At 60.3% G+C, this 14789-nt stretch carries 13 protein-coding genes; 6 read left to right on the forward strand and 7 right to left on the reverse strand.

Features of this window, described 5'->3' with window-relative positions; all coding sequences use genetic code 11:
* Positions 1-38 precede the first annotated feature (38 nt).
* From N688_RS20640 to dnaB, 4 genes are all read right to left on the reverse strand, one after another.
* A complete protein-coding gene (locus tag N688_RS20640) occupies positions 39-437 on the reverse strand; it encodes a VOC family protein (protein WP_156025573.1) in 399 nt (132 codons plus the stop codon).
* A gap of 428 nt (positions 438-865) precedes the next feature.
* Complete coding sequence (locus N688_RS23070) at positions 866-2413, reverse strand: ATP-binding protein (protein ID WP_156025575.1); 1548 nt, start codon at positions 2411-2413, stop codon at positions 866-868.
* A 3-nt stretch (positions 2414-2416) separates the two neighbouring features.
* On the reverse strand, positions 2417-3184 hold the full coding sequence (locus tag N688_RS20650) for a DnaD domain-containing protein (RefSeq protein WP_052891046.1): 768 nt from the start codon (positions 3182-3184) through the stop codon (positions 2417-2419).
* Between the two features lie 17 nt (positions 3185-3201).
* Positions 3202-5034 carry a replicative DNA helicase gene (gene dnaB, locus N688_RS22530; protein ID WP_202901984.1) on the reverse strand — a complete coding sequence of 611 codons (1833 nt, stop codon included), beginning with the start codon at positions 5032-5034 and terminating at the stop codon, positions 3202-3204.
* A gap of 796 nt (positions 5035-5830) precedes the next feature.
* Here dnaB and N688_RS20660 point away from each other — a divergent pair.
* The 6 genes from N688_RS20660 (at position 5831) to N688_RS20685 (ending at position 12295) form a co-directional block, all read left to right on the forward strand.
* The gene (locus tag N688_RS20660; RefSeq protein ID WP_156025578.1) at positions 5831-6691 is read left to right on the forward strand and encodes a peptidylprolyl isomerase; all 861 of its coding nucleotides are present in this window, start codon (positions 5831-5833) and stop codon (positions 6689-6691) included.
* A 292-nt stretch (positions 6692-6983) separates the two neighbouring features.
* Positions 6984-7430: a peptidylprolyl isomerase gene (locus N688_RS20665; protein ID WP_081839253.1), complete on the forward strand. Its 447-nt coding sequence runs from the start codon at positions 6984-6986 to the stop codon at positions 7428-7430.
* 429 nt (positions 7431-7859) lie between these two features.
* A complete protein-coding gene (locus tag N688_RS20670) occupies positions 7860-8471 on the forward strand; it encodes an ECF transporter S component (protein ID WP_052891049.1) in 612 nt (203 codons plus the stop codon).
* 182 nt (positions 8472-8653) lie between these two features.
* Positions 8654-10504: an ABC transporter ATP-binding protein gene (locus tag N688_RS20675; protein ID WP_162179601.1), complete on the forward strand. Its 1851-nt coding sequence runs from the start codon at positions 8654-8656 to the stop codon at positions 10502-10504.
* Positions 10495-11313, forward strand: coding sequence for an energy-coupling factor transporter transmembrane component T family protein (locus tag N688_RS20680; RefSeq protein WP_052891051.1), 819 nt, complete (start codon positions 10495-10497; stop codon positions 11311-11313). Before N688_RS20675 ends, N688_RS20680 begins: the two co-directional genes overlap by 10 nt.
* A gap of 37 nt (positions 11314-11350) precedes the next feature.
* Entirely contained in the window at positions 11351-12295 is a 945-nt protein-coding gene (locus tag N688_RS20685; RefSeq protein ID WP_052891052.1) for a sucrase ferredoxin, read from the forward strand.
* A 256-nt stretch (positions 12296-12551) separates the two neighbouring features.
* Here N688_RS20685 and N688_RS20690 read toward each other — a convergent pair whose 3' ends face one another.
* From N688_RS20690 to N688_RS20700, 3 genes are all read right to left on the reverse strand, one after another.
* Positions 12552-13241, reverse strand: coding sequence for a YrzE family protein (locus N688_RS20690; protein ID WP_052891053.1), 690 nt, complete (start codon positions 13239-13241; stop codon positions 12552-12554).
* Between the two features lie 33 nt (positions 13242-13274).
* Entirely contained in the window at positions 13275-13841 is a 567-nt protein-coding gene (gene lepB, locus N688_RS20695; RefSeq protein ID WP_052891054.1) for a signal peptidase I, read from the reverse strand.
* A 556-nt stretch (positions 13842-14397) separates the two neighbouring features.
* On the reverse strand, positions 14398-14781 hold the full coding sequence (locus tag N688_RS20700; RefSeq protein WP_052891055.1) for a CBS domain-containing protein: 384 nt from the start codon (positions 14779-14781) through the stop codon (positions 14398-14400).
* Between the last annotated feature and the right edge of the window lie 8 nt (positions 14782-14789).

Raw genomic sequence — 14789 nt, forward strand, 5'->3', positions numbered from 1 at the left:
TCGTCTGTGCTTGCGCGCTCGTTCTCCATAACAGGCCCTCAACCGGCACTGGCCCGGCAGATAAATTCCACTTCATTGCCATCAGGATCATCCACATACATGGTACGACTGGCCAGCACGGGGTGCCTGCCACCGCGCGGCTGGTAGCCGGCCTGCACCAGAGCAGCGTACTGCGCGTCAAAAGCCTCTTCGGGCAGCTCCAGCGCCAGATGGTGAAGCTGGTAACCCGCGGACCTGGCTTTGATTTCTTCGGTCTTGGGCACCAGGACAATCATCTGGGGAATACCAGCTTTTCCCTCACCAACTTTTAAAAAGACATTCGGCAGGTCTGGTGGAGAAATTACCTCTAAGCCCAAGAGATCGCGATAGAAGTGGAGAGCCTGCTCTTTATCCGCCGTCCAGAGCACAATCTCCGAAATCCCGACGATATGTTTCATCTGGCCCACCTGTGTAGGGACTGCGCCCCTCCCCCCTGGCTCCTCTCCACAGCGCGTGGAGCACGGCAGAGCTATCGCCACGGCGTAGAGGGCTAGAGAAGGGACAGCCTTCTGCTTTCTGCTCCTAATTATGATAGTATCGCACACGCAAGAAGGCTCCGGCAACAGCAAGAGAGGCACAGAAGAGCTGAAAGGCCAGCCCTCAAGGGTAAAATTGGCCCCACGAGCACAGCCTGCCTGTCTGTCTGCCTGCCAGCCTGATGCACTGCTTACGACGGGGAGAGCCAGACGCAGAGAAGAGGGGAACAATCGGGCAGGCGTTGCGAGAGGCTGGGAGCGCACTACAGCCGTGACCCTGCCTGTCTGCTGGTCAGGAATGGAGGGAGGGATCGGCTGCAGCGCGCTCGGGCGATCAGGTCAGCATCGGCTCAATTCCGACGAGGATTGCGCGGACGATAATCCAGCGCCCCCTCGAAGGTCACCATTGTCACGAGAGAGGCATCGGAGAGGCGCGAGCGAATGCGCTCATCGATGGCCTGTAAGCCGCGCGGATTAGCCGTGATCACCGTTGGATAGCGCAAATTATAACGATAGTTCAGCAACTGGAAGAGCTTCTCATTGGCCCAGGGCGAGCTTTGCTGCGCACCCAGATCGTCGAGCACGAGCAGCTCGGCCTCGCGCATGCGTGCAAAGAGCTGATCGTAGACCTCGGGTGCCTCGGGAGCGAAGGCGGCACGCAGATGGTCGAGCAGATCGGGCACAGTCGCGAAGAGCACCAGCGAGCCATTTTCCAGGCAGAGGTTGGCAATAGCCGCCGCCAGATGGGTCTTGCCGCAGCCGTTAGGTCCCACCAGCAGCAACCAGCCATCAGGCTCGCGCGTGTACTCCAGGGCTGTCTGATAGGCCTGCCGCACCCCAGGCACTGTATAGTTAAAGCTCTTAAAGCTTTTATCGCGGAAGGCGTCGAGATTAGACATGCTGCGGAGCTGTTGGCGCCGGCGTTCTTTGAGATCGGCCTCCTTGCACTCGCAGGGGATCGGCTTACCGAAATGCGGATGGCCAAAAGGGACATCGAGGCGCAGGTAGCCCGCTCCTTTGCATTTTGGGCAAACAGGGCGCTGGGAGCCAAAGGGAGCCGGCAACGCTGAGGCGCTAGCGTTGGAGCCGAGCGCCCCTAGCGGTCCCCCTGCTGGCCGCTCGCGTCCGGGCGCCTGGCGAGCCGGGCGCTGCCGCAGCATCTCCTGCAGCTGTGCAAAGGCAGGATTGGCCAGAGCATTGGGGCGCAGGGGCTGAGTTACCCGTTGCTGACGAGCTGGGGAAGGCGCACCAGAGGAAGAGAGGGCCAGCCGACCACGTGGCAGACCCGGGGCCGAGACCGGCCCCTCGGTCCGACGCTGCAGCGCAGCATCCTCGCCGGGCGCGAAGGCCCGCTTTGGCGAGGGTAGCCTGCTGGCCACAGCCGAGCGAGACAGAGCCGGGCGGGAAGAGGCTTCCAGCAACTCCTCTTCGTCCTCCCAATCGCCGTAGCGCATCCCGCCCTCATCGTCGTCGTCGTCCTCCTCCTCCCATACCTCTTCGGAGAGGGCATCCCCACGCAAGGACGGGAGGTAATCGTCGGCCCGATAATAGTAGTCGCGTGTGCGCCGTGGAAGCGATGGCGCCGGAACCTCGCGACGCGAGCCATAAAGGCGATCGGTCTGGCGACCAGGCTGCCGGCTCGGACGCGAGAGCGGCTCACCGTTTCCCAGCGTCAGAGTATCGCTCAGGACATCAGCCCCAGGCACTTCCGTCACCTCAACCCGTCCGCGAGATGAGCGCCCAGGGTGGGAGAGGGCCTGATTCAGACGCGCCGTCTGCTCGGGCAGGCGCGTCGGCTGCTCCCCGCGCTCGCGCGGCAGCGTTCCAGCCTGGCGAGCGCGCTGCTGAAGCAGTTGCTGCCTTCGTTGTTTGAGCATAATATCATTCAAGCGTTCCATAGGTTATCTGCCTTCCGTTTCCCAGCGCCTCAAGATCGCGCGAATATAACGCCAGTTACGCTTATTATGTTCTACTGCCTCGCGAAAAGCTGCCTCGACCCATTCTGGGGGATAGCGTTCAGCGGCATCGCGCAGCTCATCAGCGATCAGCGGAGAAAGAAGCCCTATATTCTGTTCGTACAAGACAAATATATTCGGACGCTCAATCTCAATGTGTAAATGCTGAGTCTGGCTGTGGCCGACGCGGGCCAGGGCTGTGGTAGCCGGGGAGGGAGAAGCGACGCCTCCCTGGCTCTGGCTCTGGCTCCGTCCATGCTCCGGCGCCAAGCGATGCTGGCCGACGTCGAGCAGGCGGACCGGGATCAACTCGCTGCCCTGCAGCTCAGCCACGACGCGCCGGCTGCGGGCGGTATTAAAGAAATACCAGCCAACGACCTCACCCTCAGAGCCATCATCACCGAGCACTTTGAGGTAGACGCGGAGAACCGTGCCGCGCGCTAGCGCTTTTTCCAGGCCCTGGCGTACTCGTTCTTCAGGAGGACGTGGATCGCCGCGCCGCTTCAGGCTTTTCAGCAGCACGCGATCGCTCAACAGCTCCGGCTCGCTCACACAGCGCGGCTCACCGCGCTTCTGGGCCAGCAGCCAGAAGAGATGCAGCGTTACTTTCAATTCCGCCACATCCTCGATCTCTGGCAGGAGCGACTTGAAGAAGACCTCCGGCACAGGGACATAGGGATTCTTGCCCGAAGGGAAGCCAGCAAAGGACGTCATAGCCATCCATCCAGAGATTACTCAGGAGGCGGAGAAAGCTCTAGATCACAGAAGCGGGTATGACTCGCCTGGAAGTAGAGACTTACCTCGCCGACAGGGCCATTGCGATGCTTGGCGACGATAATATCCGCAATATTTTTGCGCTCCGAGTCCGCGTTATAGACATCATCCCGATAAATAAACATCACCACATCGGCATCTTGCTCAATGCTATTGTGGACGACGAGGTCAGCGGCCACGAAATTATGCAGGCCGGCCACCGTTAGATCATAGACCTCAGCCTCACCGGCGGGGGCAATGGCCTCCACACGGTCCCAGATGATATCACCCTCAGCCGCCTCCGCCGTCTGCAGAGCGAGACCAGGGCCGGACCAGGCCGCCGATGGCAGGGCTCGCGGGAGAGCTACCGCCCGCCCTACGCTCAGCTCATCCAGGCGCTGCCACCCTGCACGAGTCAGAAAGCGATGATTGGCCGTGGCCCGCACCTGCTGGCCCCCCGCGGTCACCAGGCGAAAGACAGGCCGGCGCCCCGTCGCAAAAGCGCGCGTCACCGGCGCCACCTCCAGACGCTGCGTCAGCGGATTCAGCGCCAGGACGCGGAAGCCTTGCCGCCCCACCAGTCGCTCGATTGGACAGCAGACCCCTTCGTCGGCCAGATAGACCGAGGTCTCTCCCGCCAGACAGCCACTCTCACGCAGATCCGAGAGCTGAGGCACCTTCGACTGGCGCGTTTCCACGGCTCGCGAGAGCTGGGCAAGCGCCAGCACCGGCACATTCAGCTCGCGGGCCAGCGCTTTCAGCGTTCGGCTGATCTCCGAAATCTCCTGGACGCGGTTCTCGTTGCGCCGGGCACTGCCACTGGTCGTCTGCATCAACTGCAGATAGTCGACAATAATCAGATCGACCCCTTGCTCCGCCTGGAGACGCCGCGCCTTACTGCGCATCTCCGCCGTGGAGATGCTGGCCGTATCGTCGATCCAGATGGGCGCCTCAGCCAGACGCTGCGTTGCCAACATAATGCGCTCCCACTCCTCATCGTCGATCCAACCGGTGCGCAGACGCTGCTGATCAACCCCGGCCTCCATTGAGAGCAGACGCTGTACGAGCTGCTCTTTACTCATCTCCAGGCTAAAGATAGCGACCGTCTGCTTGAAGCGGACAGCGGCGTTATGGGCCATGCTCAGGGCCAGCGAGGTCTTACCCAGCGAAGGACGCGCCGCCAGAATGATCAGGTCCGAGCGCTGTAGGCCACCGGTGAGACGGTCGAGGTCGGAGAAGCCAGTGGGGACGCCAACGATAGCCCCGCGCCGCTCATGGAGCTGATCCAGCTTGTTCAAATACTCGGAAAGGATCTCGCTCAGGAGCGAGAAGTCCGAACGCAGGCGCCGTCGCCCGATCTCAAAGATCAGACGTTCGGCCTTATCGAGCGCCACATCGGCATCGCCCTCCTCGTAGGCAATGGCCGCAATCTGCCCGGCAGCATGGATCAGACGACGCAGAACCGCCGTGCGCTCGACAATGCGCCCATAGTATTCGATATTGCCACTGGTAGGCACCTGGTTGACCAGAGACGTGATATAACTGGCGCCGCCAACCTCCTCCAGCTTCCCCTGACGCTCCAGCTCATCGCAGAGCGTAATAAAGTCCGCCGGCTCATGCCGCTCATAGAGCTGGAGGATCACCTCAAAAATGGCTCGATGGGCGTCTCGATAAAAGTCCTCCGGGCGCAAAAAGTCAGCGACCTGAATGATCGCCTCTGGATCAATCAGAATGCTGCCCAGGACGCCACACTCGGCCTCGATGTTCTGCGGTAACAGCTTCTCCACGTCCGTCTCCAGCGTTCTCGCCAATCTCAGTAGCTTCTCGCTATGCGCTAATCACTAATAATAAGACCAAAACGGACCTAAAGCATTATACCATATACTTCTAACTTATTGAGCAAGAGATTAATTACACGCACGGGCAGCAAGCCCGCTCACCGGGGCCCAGCCTACCCTGACCAGGGGTCAGGGATGAGCGGGAAGGGAATCCCGTGTGTCTAAACAGTGTAGCGAATCTTGTGCCCGAAAGCAAACAGCAGGCTGGCAGTAGCCCTGTGGATATGTGGATATCTTCAGGGATAGCTCACGCTTGCAACCCCCAAATATAGCTGAGTTAATAAGCAGTTATCCCCCAGTTATCCACCGTCCACGGGGAGTTATCCACAGTTATCCACTGCTATCCACAAAGTTATCCACAAAGTTATCCACAGGGCCAGGTGGGCGAATCTTCCTATTCCCTGGAAGAAAGCCCACCCCGCGAGGCTGCCCGTAGGGGGGACGGGAAAGGGCTTGACCCGCACGGGCCTGGAGGGTATCATAGCACCCAGAAATCAGCGCTCTTTATCCCGGCTGGCTGCCTGGCCGTCAGACAGCCTTCCCTGCCCCAGGCCAGTAGAGGGCAGGCGGAGAGCCTACCAAGCCAGCCAGCTAGTTAGTTAGTTAGTCAGTCAGTCAGTCAGCCAGCCAGCCACGTTCAGCGCTGCCGCCGTCAACAGAACAGCCCCAGAGCAAGGAAGCAGCTGCGCTGTTGACCTGGGCCTCAGCCATTCTCTGCAAGCAATCAAGCAAGCAGCAAGATCTGAAAAAGGAGCGGTATTCAGACCCCATGCCAAAGACGAGCAAGCGCGCAGCCACGAGAAGAGCGGAAAAGATCGCCCGCGCGCACGCGACCAAGCTGCCAGAAGCGCCTGCCCCCAAGAAGAAGGAGAAGCGCGGCCCTGGCTACACGCCTCCCAAACGGGGCCTGGCTCGCTACCCCTGGGCTATCAGCCTGACAATCCTGGTTATCGCTGCCGTGATCGGCGCCATGTACTACTACAAGATCGGCCCCTTCGCTCCACCCAAGCCCCAGCCGAAGAGCGCCGCCGTCTCGCCCTGCCTGAAGGTGGTCAAGCAACTGACCGATAGCTCGCCGGCTCCTACCGGGGCGGCCTTCAACAAGATCCAGCATACCTATAAAGCTCCGCCCGCGATGTCGATCAATACCAACAAGATTTATTGCGCCGGTATCAATACCAATCGCGGTCTGATTGTGGTGGAGCTTGACCCGAAGCTGGCTCCCAAGACGGTCAATAACTTCGTCTTTTTGGCCCAGCACCATTTTTACGATGGGCTGAAGTTCCATCGCGTAGTGCCGAATTACATTATTCAGACTGGCGATCCGAAGGGCGATGGCAGCGGCGGACCAGGCTATACGCTGTCCGCCGAGCCGGTGAAGGGCAACTATACCGCTGGGATGGTGGCGATGGCCAAACCAGCTAGCGGCACCGCCAATAGTGGCAGCCAGTTCTTTATCTGCGTCTCCGACCAACCGGCAAAGCAACTGACGAAATCGTATAATCTCTTTGGCCATGTGGTCCAGGGCATGGATGTCGTCAAGAAGATCCAGGGTCCGGGCGATCAGTCTTCTCAGAAGAATATCACGCCTGATGTCATTACCCATTTGGTGGTGGTGACCGCTCCCTGACGCAGGCTCTCTCAAGGCAGGCGGGCTGAGACAAGCAGAGGGCTGGCCGCGCTCGATTGGCTCTGCTAGCCCCTGACTGACCCAGCCCGCTTTGCCCCGCTTGCACCACTCGTCAGGCATTTCCTTTGCCCTGCATGGGCGCCAGGACGGCTTTGGCCGAGAAAGCGAGCTGGGAGCCTGGTGGAATGGCTACGAGCACGCTTCCTGCTAGCTGGGAGCGGCTCCTTGAGCAAGTGAAAGTGAGGATCTACAAATAATGCCTGCTGAACGATGCTATAGTGCCCCGCCCGCCATGCAGATCGATCCGCGTAAGACCTACTATGCGACGATCAGCACGACGAAGGGCAATATCCGCCTCCAGCTCTTTGCTTCCGAGGCCCCTCTGACCGTGAATAACTTCGTGGCCCTGGCCCGCGATGGCTTCTACGATGGGTTGACCTTCCATCGTGTCGTGCCCGGCTTTGTGATCCAGGGAGGCGACCCCCTGGGCAATGGCACCGGCGGCCCGGGCTACATGTTCCCTGATGAGCCAGTGCGTCGCCCCTATAAGGCCGGCACCCTGGCTATGGCGAACGCGGGCCCCAATACGAACGGCAGCCAGTTCTTCATCTGCCTGGAGGATCAGCCACGCCTCCCACCGAATTATACGATCTTCGGGGAGACGGTCGCCGGCCTCGATGTGGTTCGCCGTATCCAGGTGGGCGACATCATGCAAAGCGTGACCATCGAAGAGGCCTAGCCCCTCTCGCTCGCTTCCATTTCGACATTCGTCTCGTCTTCTCTGACCGATAAGCCAGGCTGGCCGGCTCCTGACCTGCCGTTGCCTCCGCAGCCTGCTCCCCCTCCTCGCCTCGGGCTGCCTGCACGGCCAGGCTGGGCAGATCCGCCAGCCCTGGCCATCCCTATAGCTGCATGATGACCCTCTCCCCCCTTCTCTTACTCTTCGACTACTCTCCACCTGGCTCATCAGATTACTCCCTCCCCTTGATCAGTAGTTTTACCGATCTTGGCCACCACCTGGCCTTTTGCCTCTTGACAGTTGATATTAGCATGCCCTAATATCTTAGCAACGTAGTCGGATATTAGGCTGACCTAATACCGATATCGAAGGAACGCAAGGTCAGGCGGGGCGTATTCCCCGCTGTTGCTGTTGGAGGAGTATGACCGGATGAGCAGACAGACAGACGTGAGGCAACCAGCGCGGAGTTGGCTGTCATTGCTGGCCTGGAACACACGCGATATTTTGATTTTGGCGGCAATCAGCGTGGTCTTTGGCATCCTGCTGGGCGCCTTGCTGTACCCATACATGCTATCGGTAGTGCTCGGCCCGATTGTGGCCTGGGCCTGGATTGGACTCTATATTCTGCCGGGCTTCTTCATCGCTTATGCCCTGCGCAGGCCGGGGGCGGCCTTTTTGATCGCTCTGCTCTACTGCTTTGTGACGTTGCCCATCTCCCCCTACGGGCCGTCGATCATGATCACCGGCATTCTCTACGCCTGCTCGGGTGAGATTAGCGTGGCCCTTGGAACGCGCTATCGTCACTTCGGCCTGCCCTGGATGGCTCTGACGGGCTTTCTCGGTGGCTTTGTGATGCTGATCATCTACGCTATCTTCTATCCTTCGTCTTTCCAGTTGGCGCTTCCTGTGCTGATCGGAGTGATCGCGATTACACTCGTGAGCAGCATGCTGAGCGGCATTCTGGCCAAGTATCTGGGTGATGCCGCAGCCCGCACCGGCGTCTTGGCCGGTACGATTCGCCGGGAGCAAGATGAAATCTGATGCCCTCTGCCGGTCCAGGGAGCAAGATTGCAGCCTATGGCTCTCCCTGTCGCGCCAATCAGCGCTACCTCAGCCTCTCGCAGGGGTTGGTCAACGTCGACCAGCCCCCTCTCTCCATACCGGCTGCCGTAGTGGCTGGCCGAGAAAGCAGGCAGGGAGGAGACTGGGAGAGGAGAAAGGGAATGAGTGAGACACGGACGGCGCTCATTGAGATCGAAGATCTGACGGTCAAGTATCCTGGGCGACGGGCGCCAGCTCTAGAGGGGCTTCAGCTCCAGCTACGCGCTGGTGAGACGGTGCTGCTGTTGGGTCCCTCGGGTAGCGGCAAGAGCACGCTGGCGCTCACCCTCAACGGTCTGATTCCCCACAGTATCGGCAAGCTGCAGAGCGGTCGCATACGTGTCGCTGGCTTCGATACTCGGCAGACGACGGTTGCTACTCTGGCGCAGCGGGTGGGCATTCTTTTCCAGGACCCGGAGGCCCAGTTTGTGATGTTTACCGTGGAGGATGAGATCGCTTTCGGACTGGAAAATCTCTGCTTCTCTCCCGAGGAGATGGAGCGGCGCATCAGCGAAAGTCTGCGCCTGGTGGGGCTCACAGATCTGCGCTACCGCCGTGTTGAGCAGCTTTCAGGAGGGGAGAAGCAGCGAGTGGCGCTGGCGGCTCTGCTGGCGCTTGAGCCGGAGATCCTGGTTTTCGATGAGCCGACGGCCAATCTTGATCCCCAGGGAACACGCGAGGTCTTCGACTTGTTGCGCCGCTGCAAGGAGACGGGCCGCTATACGATCGTGCTGATCGAGCATCGCCTCGATGAGCTGATGGATCTGGTGGAGCGCATGGTTGTGCTGGGCAAACGGGGCGAGGTGATCATAGATGGGGCCCCGCGCGAGGTCTTGCGCTCCCACCTGTCAACGCTCCAGGAGCTGGGGGTCTGGGTCCCCCAGGTAGCCAGGCTGGCCCACGCGCTCCAACAACATGGCTGGTCGCTTGAGCCATTCCCTCTCACGCTGAGCGAGGCCGCAGAGGTATTAACGAAGAGGCACGCGCTCAACATTTCCCGTCAGGCATCGCCGGCTCTCCTCACCAGCGCTTCGGCTCACAAGAACGGCCATCAGCAATCATCAGGCTCGCCTCCAATCAATCCCCAACCTGGTCAGGGAGAGGCAGCAATTGAGGTCTGCTCGCTTTCTTATCGCGCCGCCGGACGAGAGGTGCTGCAGGATGTTTCGCTGGCGCTTCCCCGTGGGGCCTTACTGGCTCTGGTCGGAGCCAATGGCGCTGGGAAGACCACCCTGGCGCAGCACCTGGTCGGCATTCTGCAGCCGCCCCGGGGCTGCATCCGCTTGTTGGGCCGCGACCTCACCACAATTCCGGCTCGCGAGTTGACGCGCCACGTCGGTTATGTCTTCCAGAATCCCGAACACCAGTTTATCACCGAGGCGGTCGAGGACGAGGTGGCCTATGGACTGCGCGTCATGGGTTTGCCTGCGACAGAGGTCCAGGAGCGCACACGTACGCTGCTGGAGCGCTTCAACCTGCTCTCTCTGGCCCGCGCCAATCCTTTTACGCTGAGCCACGGCGAGAAGCGGCGCCTGAGCGTGGCCACCATGCTGGCAATGGGACAGGAAATTCTGATCCTTGATGAGCCAACCTTTGGCCAGGACGAGTACAACGCGACTGCCTTGCTGGAGTTGCTCTGGCAGCTCCACAGCGAGGGGCGCACGGTCGTCATCATCACGCACGATATGTCCCTGGTAGCCACTTACGCTCAGTATGTGGCAGTCATGAACCGTGGCAGGTTGCTGTTTTATGGGACGCCAGCGGCCCTCTTTGCGCGCGAGGAGCTGCTGGCCGAGGCTCGTCTGATGCTGCCTCCACTGGCCGAGTTGGCGCGCCGGCTCGGCTGGTCGGATCTCCTGACGCTGGAGGATCTATGTGAGCGCTGCCTCCAGACAAGCTCTCTGACGCCGCAAGAAGCGATGGGCCAGGCTGAGGGAGCAGCTTCCCTGGAGGAGGGTAGGCCATGCAAGTGATTTACCAGGAGGGCGAGTCGCTGCTGCACCGCCTGAACCCGCTCAGCAAGGTTGTGGCCCTGGTGCCCGTGGTGCTTTTTGTGGCCCTCACGACCGACCCCTGGCTACCGCTGGCCTTCATGATACTGGCGAGCGCCACGATTGTCGGTCCGGCCCGCATCGCCCCAGGGACCTTTTGGCGCCTGCAGGCCCCTCTCGCCATCAGTCTGCTGGTCTTCATGATCCTGTATCCCTTTATGGTGCGCGCTGAGTTGTTCGACCACACCCCTGTTCTGCTGCGGCTAGGCCCGCTGGTGCTCTATCAGGGCGCCTTGCTAGCCGGCACGGCAGCGGTCCTGCGCGTCTACGCCATGTTCCTGCTGTCGCTGATCTTTATGTTCACTACCGATATCAGCGACTTTATTCGCGCGATGGTCCAGCAGTGGCACTTTCCCTATCGGCTGGGCTATGGGGTGCTGGCCGCTTTCCACTTCGTTCCCCTGCTGCAAGAGGAATTTCGCCTGATTCAGGCAGCGCATCGCATCCGCGGGATCGAGACACAGGGGGGAGTGCGAACCCAGGTCGAGCGCTTGCGCCGCTACTTGATTCCGCTGCTGACCAGCGCTATCCGGCGGGCAGAGCGAACGGCTCTGGCGATGGAGAGCCGGGCCTTTGGCGCTCTCAAACAGCGCTCCTATTTCCGGCGTTTCCGCTTCAGTCGCAGTGATTATCTCTTCATTCTCTGCTTCTGGCTGCTCTGCCTGCTGGTCATTGCTCTGTTCTGGCTGACTGGCTGGATGGGGCCGCTCTCCTTCACGAAGGAGCTGTAAACCATGAGCAATATCTCGACAGTGAGGAGTATCAGGTGTGGTAGAAGGCATCTTCTGCGCCCAGCTCTCTGAGGAGCGCCAGGTACCCATTTACGGGCTGGCGCCGCTGGCAAGGATCTGGGTGCTGGTGGAATATACAGGAGCCTGGGAACGATCAGCGGTGCTCTACAACGATCTGCCAGAGCCGGCCCGGCGCTGGCTGGCCGAGGTCGCTCTGAGCTATGAAACCAGGCAGAGTATGGCGGTCTTTATCAGACGGGGACCGCGCAGCAGCGGACCGCTGCGCTGCTTTGTGGCGATTACGCTGCCCGAGCGCCAGGCGCTCTACGCCTTTCAGCTCGCCAGCTACGAGGAGTTGCCGCTGCTCCCGCTTGACCAGTTAGAGCAGGGAGCGCCCGACTACGACTGCTACCTGAGTGCAGAGCCGCTCTATATTGTCTGTACTCACGGCAGACACGATCAGTGCTGCGCCAAATTCGGCATGCCTATCTATCGGGAAGCGGCTCGCCTGGCCGGAGAACAGGTCTGGCAATGTAGCCACATCGGCGGCGATCAGTTCGCCGCCAACCTGGTTTGTCTGCCGCACGGCATCTACTATAGCCGCGTCAAGGTGCCCGAGGTGGCCGCCATTCTGGAAGCTGATCGTCAGGGGAAGCTCTACCCGGAGAAATGCCGCGGGCGGGCCATCTATCCCCAGCCTGTCCAGGCCGCCGAACATTACCTGCGACAGCGCACGGGTCAGCACGAACTCTCCGCCTTCGTCTTTCTCAAGGCGCGGCAGGATGGAGCCTATCATCGGGTGCTCTTCCGTTCGCGTCTGGATGGCTCCCTGCACAGCCTGCGCCTGGTGGAGCAGAACCATGAGCTGGCAACAGTCGAGAGCTGCCGCTGTAACCTGAGCGGCAAGCTGCAACGGCAAGAGTATTGCCTGCTCGAGCACCGCATCTATATCCCACAGGTGCAGCAGGCAGCCGTCAGCTAATTCGCCAGACAACTGCCCTCCCTCTCTCACTCAGCTCTCTCGGAACTCCTTCCTCTCTTCCCTCGCCACCAGCCTGGGGCAGGCACGGGGGCCGAGGGAAGGGAGGAAGCGAGAGCGAGCGAGCGCGCCCTCAGCTCCCCCATACCTGTCGCAGAACCCACAAAGGAGGCTGGCCCGCCTGAGGCAGGCCAGCCTCTGCCTGATCTCTGTCTCTTCGCTTGTCTTGCAAACCGCTCTTCCCGAGCTTCAGTGCATCTTAGCTGTAGCCCACGTAGTAAGGGTGGCGGCGCGTTGCTAGCCAGGCTCCAAAGAGAGCGGCTAGCCCCTCCAGCAAGCCGAGTAAGAGCATAAAGATGATGGTGACCACAATTCCCCCAATGACGCCGCCGAAGGTGACATTGCCACTGGCAGGGGCATTGCTAGGGAAGCCGGGGATATAGCGCGGCAAGAAGATCGCTCCCAGATAGCAGAGCACGCCAGCCACCAGGCCCGCCAGAAAGCCCAGGCTCCGCTGGACCGCCAGCTTGCCAACGATAAATCCCGCTATGGCGCAGATCACCAGACTGATAAAGATCGTTAGGCCGCAGAGGGTTGTGACCGAGACCGCCAGCTGATAGGCATTCTGGCTGGCGAGCTGCTCCGCATTGGTGAAGAGCGAGGCATTCAGCAGCACCAGGGCGATATTCTCGGCGGCACAGAGGAGTCCAGCCACCACTCCCACGATCAGCGTGGGCACGAGACGCCCCCGGGGTAGCTCCGGCTCGCTTGGCTCCTCGCGCTGGTGCATGCGACGACGCCGCTCGCGCTCTTCTTCATCTTCTTCGCTCAGATCTGGCAATGGCTCGATATGATGGCGATGACGACCGTGACGCTCCTCTTCCTCATCCTGGCCCCACTCCTCATTTTCGTGCTGGTGGAAAGGATAGCGCTGCTCCGACTCGTTCATTGAGGGCCTACTCCCTTTTTGACTGTTTGATCCTCATTTACTGGTTGTTTGAGGGTTGGCAGCAGGAATATGAGCAAAGACCGCCGGGTAGGTATTGATCACTTGCCACTTGTTGATGGGCCAGTAGACCGCAATGGCCTTGCCGACAATATAATTGCGCGGGACCACGCCCCAGTTACGCGAATCGTCACTATCGGGACGGTTATCGCCCAGCACAAAGTACTGGTCTTTGCCCAACTTCCAGACATTGGCGATGGCATTGTAGGGGGCCTTGATATACGGTTCATTGAGCAGGACGCCATTGACCCAGACATGGGTACTATCCGTCCGAATGACATCTCCGGGAATGCCAATAACGCGCTTGATAAAGTCCTGGCGCGTATCCAGTGGCCAATGAAAGACAATCACATCCCCACGCTCGGGCGGGTGAAACAAATAGGCCAGCTTGTTGACAATGACATTCTCTCCGTCGACCAGCGTAGGCTGCATGCTCACATTCTCAACATGGTAGTTCTGGATGGCCAGGCGCGTTGCCAGGAAGAGGATCAGCGCCAGGGCAATGACCTCTAGAATATCTCGGGCAAGATGTGCTCGTTTCAAGACCGTTACCTCGCTCGCCTGTTCCGATCACTGCATGCGGGAGAACCAGCTCCGGCTCGCTCGTCCGCTCGCTACGCGCTTGCCTGGCCAGACGCCCGGCCAGCTGGCCACCAGGCCGGTGTGGTTCCCCGACAAAAGCTGGCTCCTGTACTCTATAGCTCTGTCTGGGCACATTATAGCGAAAGATCGAGAGCAGCCTTCACTTTCCACCTCGCGCAGGGGAGAAAGCAGCCCAATGGTACCAGCCTGCTTGTCTGCCAGCAACCCAACAAGCCCCGCCTCCCACCCTTCCAGGGCCGAGGCTACTACTCACCTCAACCTGCCGCGCAGGAAAGGAGCCTGGCCCCTCACCTCTGTCCCCCTGCCTTGACATGGCGACAGCGCTGCTGTCAACGGAAGAGAACCGTGACAGGCTCCTCCCCTGCTTTCACTGAGAAGCTGGCTGAGCTTGGGATCAGCAAGGCGCCGCGCCGGCTCGATTATCCTCCTGCCCGCCTGGCCTGATGGGCCAACGCTCTTCCTTCAGCCTTCCTATGATAGCACGGGTTGTCGTCTCTTACCAGCTGCGTACAATGAGGTGCCCGGCGGCTACGGCATGGACAATATCAGCACGGCTCACAATACCAACCAGACGGCCATTTTCGATGACGGGGACACGCTTGATCTTGCGTTCAGAGAGCAAAGCGGCGATCTCTTCCAGGGAAGTTTCTGCGGAGACAACGATCAGCTCATGGCTCATGATGTCAGCGACGCGCAAGCCTTCGCGATTGACCTTGCTGATGATGTCAGCCTCGGTGACCATGCCGATCAGCCTGCCGTCTCCATCGACAACGGGTGCGCCACTAATGCGCTTTTGATCCAGCAGCTTGGCTGCTTCCTGAGCACTCGCCTCGGGGCGAATGGTGTAGACCGTGCGAGTCATAATGTCTCTGGCGATCATTGAGCACT

The organism is Thermogemmatispora carboxidivorans, assembly GCF_000702505.1.
Classification (GTDB): domain Bacteria; phylum Chloroflexota; class Ktedonobacteria; order Ktedonobacterales; family Ktedonobacteraceae; genus Thermogemmatispora; species Thermogemmatispora carboxidivorans.

What these genes read in the sequence shown, in the direction of transcription:
- N688_RS20640 (WP_156025573.1), bottom strand. Translation starts at nt 437, where the DNA reads ATGAAACATATCGTCGGGATTTCGGAGATTGTGCTCTGGACGGCGGAT.
- N688_RS23070 (WP_156025575.1), bottom strand. Translation starts at nt 2,413, where the DNA reads ATGGAACGCTTGAATGATATTATGCTCAAACAACGAAGGCAGCAACTG.
- N688_RS20650 (WP_052891046.1), bottom strand. Translation starts at nt 3,184, where the DNA reads ATGACGTCCTTTGCTGGCTTCCCTTCGGGCAAGAATCCCTATGTCCCT.
- N688_RS20660 (WP_156025578.1), top strand. Translation starts at nt 5,831, where the DNA reads ATGCCAAAGACGAGCAAGCGCGCAGCCACGAGAAGAGCGGAAAAGATC.
- N688_RS20665 (WP_081839253.1), top strand. Translation starts at nt 6,984, where the DNA reads ATGCAGATCGATCCGCGTAAGACCTACTATGCGACGATCAGCACGACG.
- N688_RS20670 (WP_052891049.1), top strand. Translation starts at nt 7,860, where the DNA reads ATGAGCAGACAGACAGACGTGAGGCAACCAGCGCGGAGTTGGCTGTCA.
- N688_RS20675 (WP_162179601.1), top strand. Translation starts at nt 8,654, where the DNA reads ATGAGTGAGACACGGACGGCGCTCATTGAGATCGAAGATCTGACGGTC.
- N688_RS20680 (WP_052891051.1), top strand. Translation starts at nt 10,495, where the DNA reads ATGCAAGTGATTTACCAGGAGGGCGAGTCGCTGCTGCACCGCCTGAAC.
- N688_RS20690 (WP_052891053.1), bottom strand. Translation starts at nt 13,241, where the DNA reads ATGAACGAGTCGGAGCAGCGCTATCCTTTCCACCAGCACGAAAATGAG.
- N688_RS20700 (WP_052891055.1), bottom strand. Translation starts at nt 14,781, where the DNA reads ATGATCGCCAGAGACATTATGACTCGCACGGTCTACACCATTCGCCCC.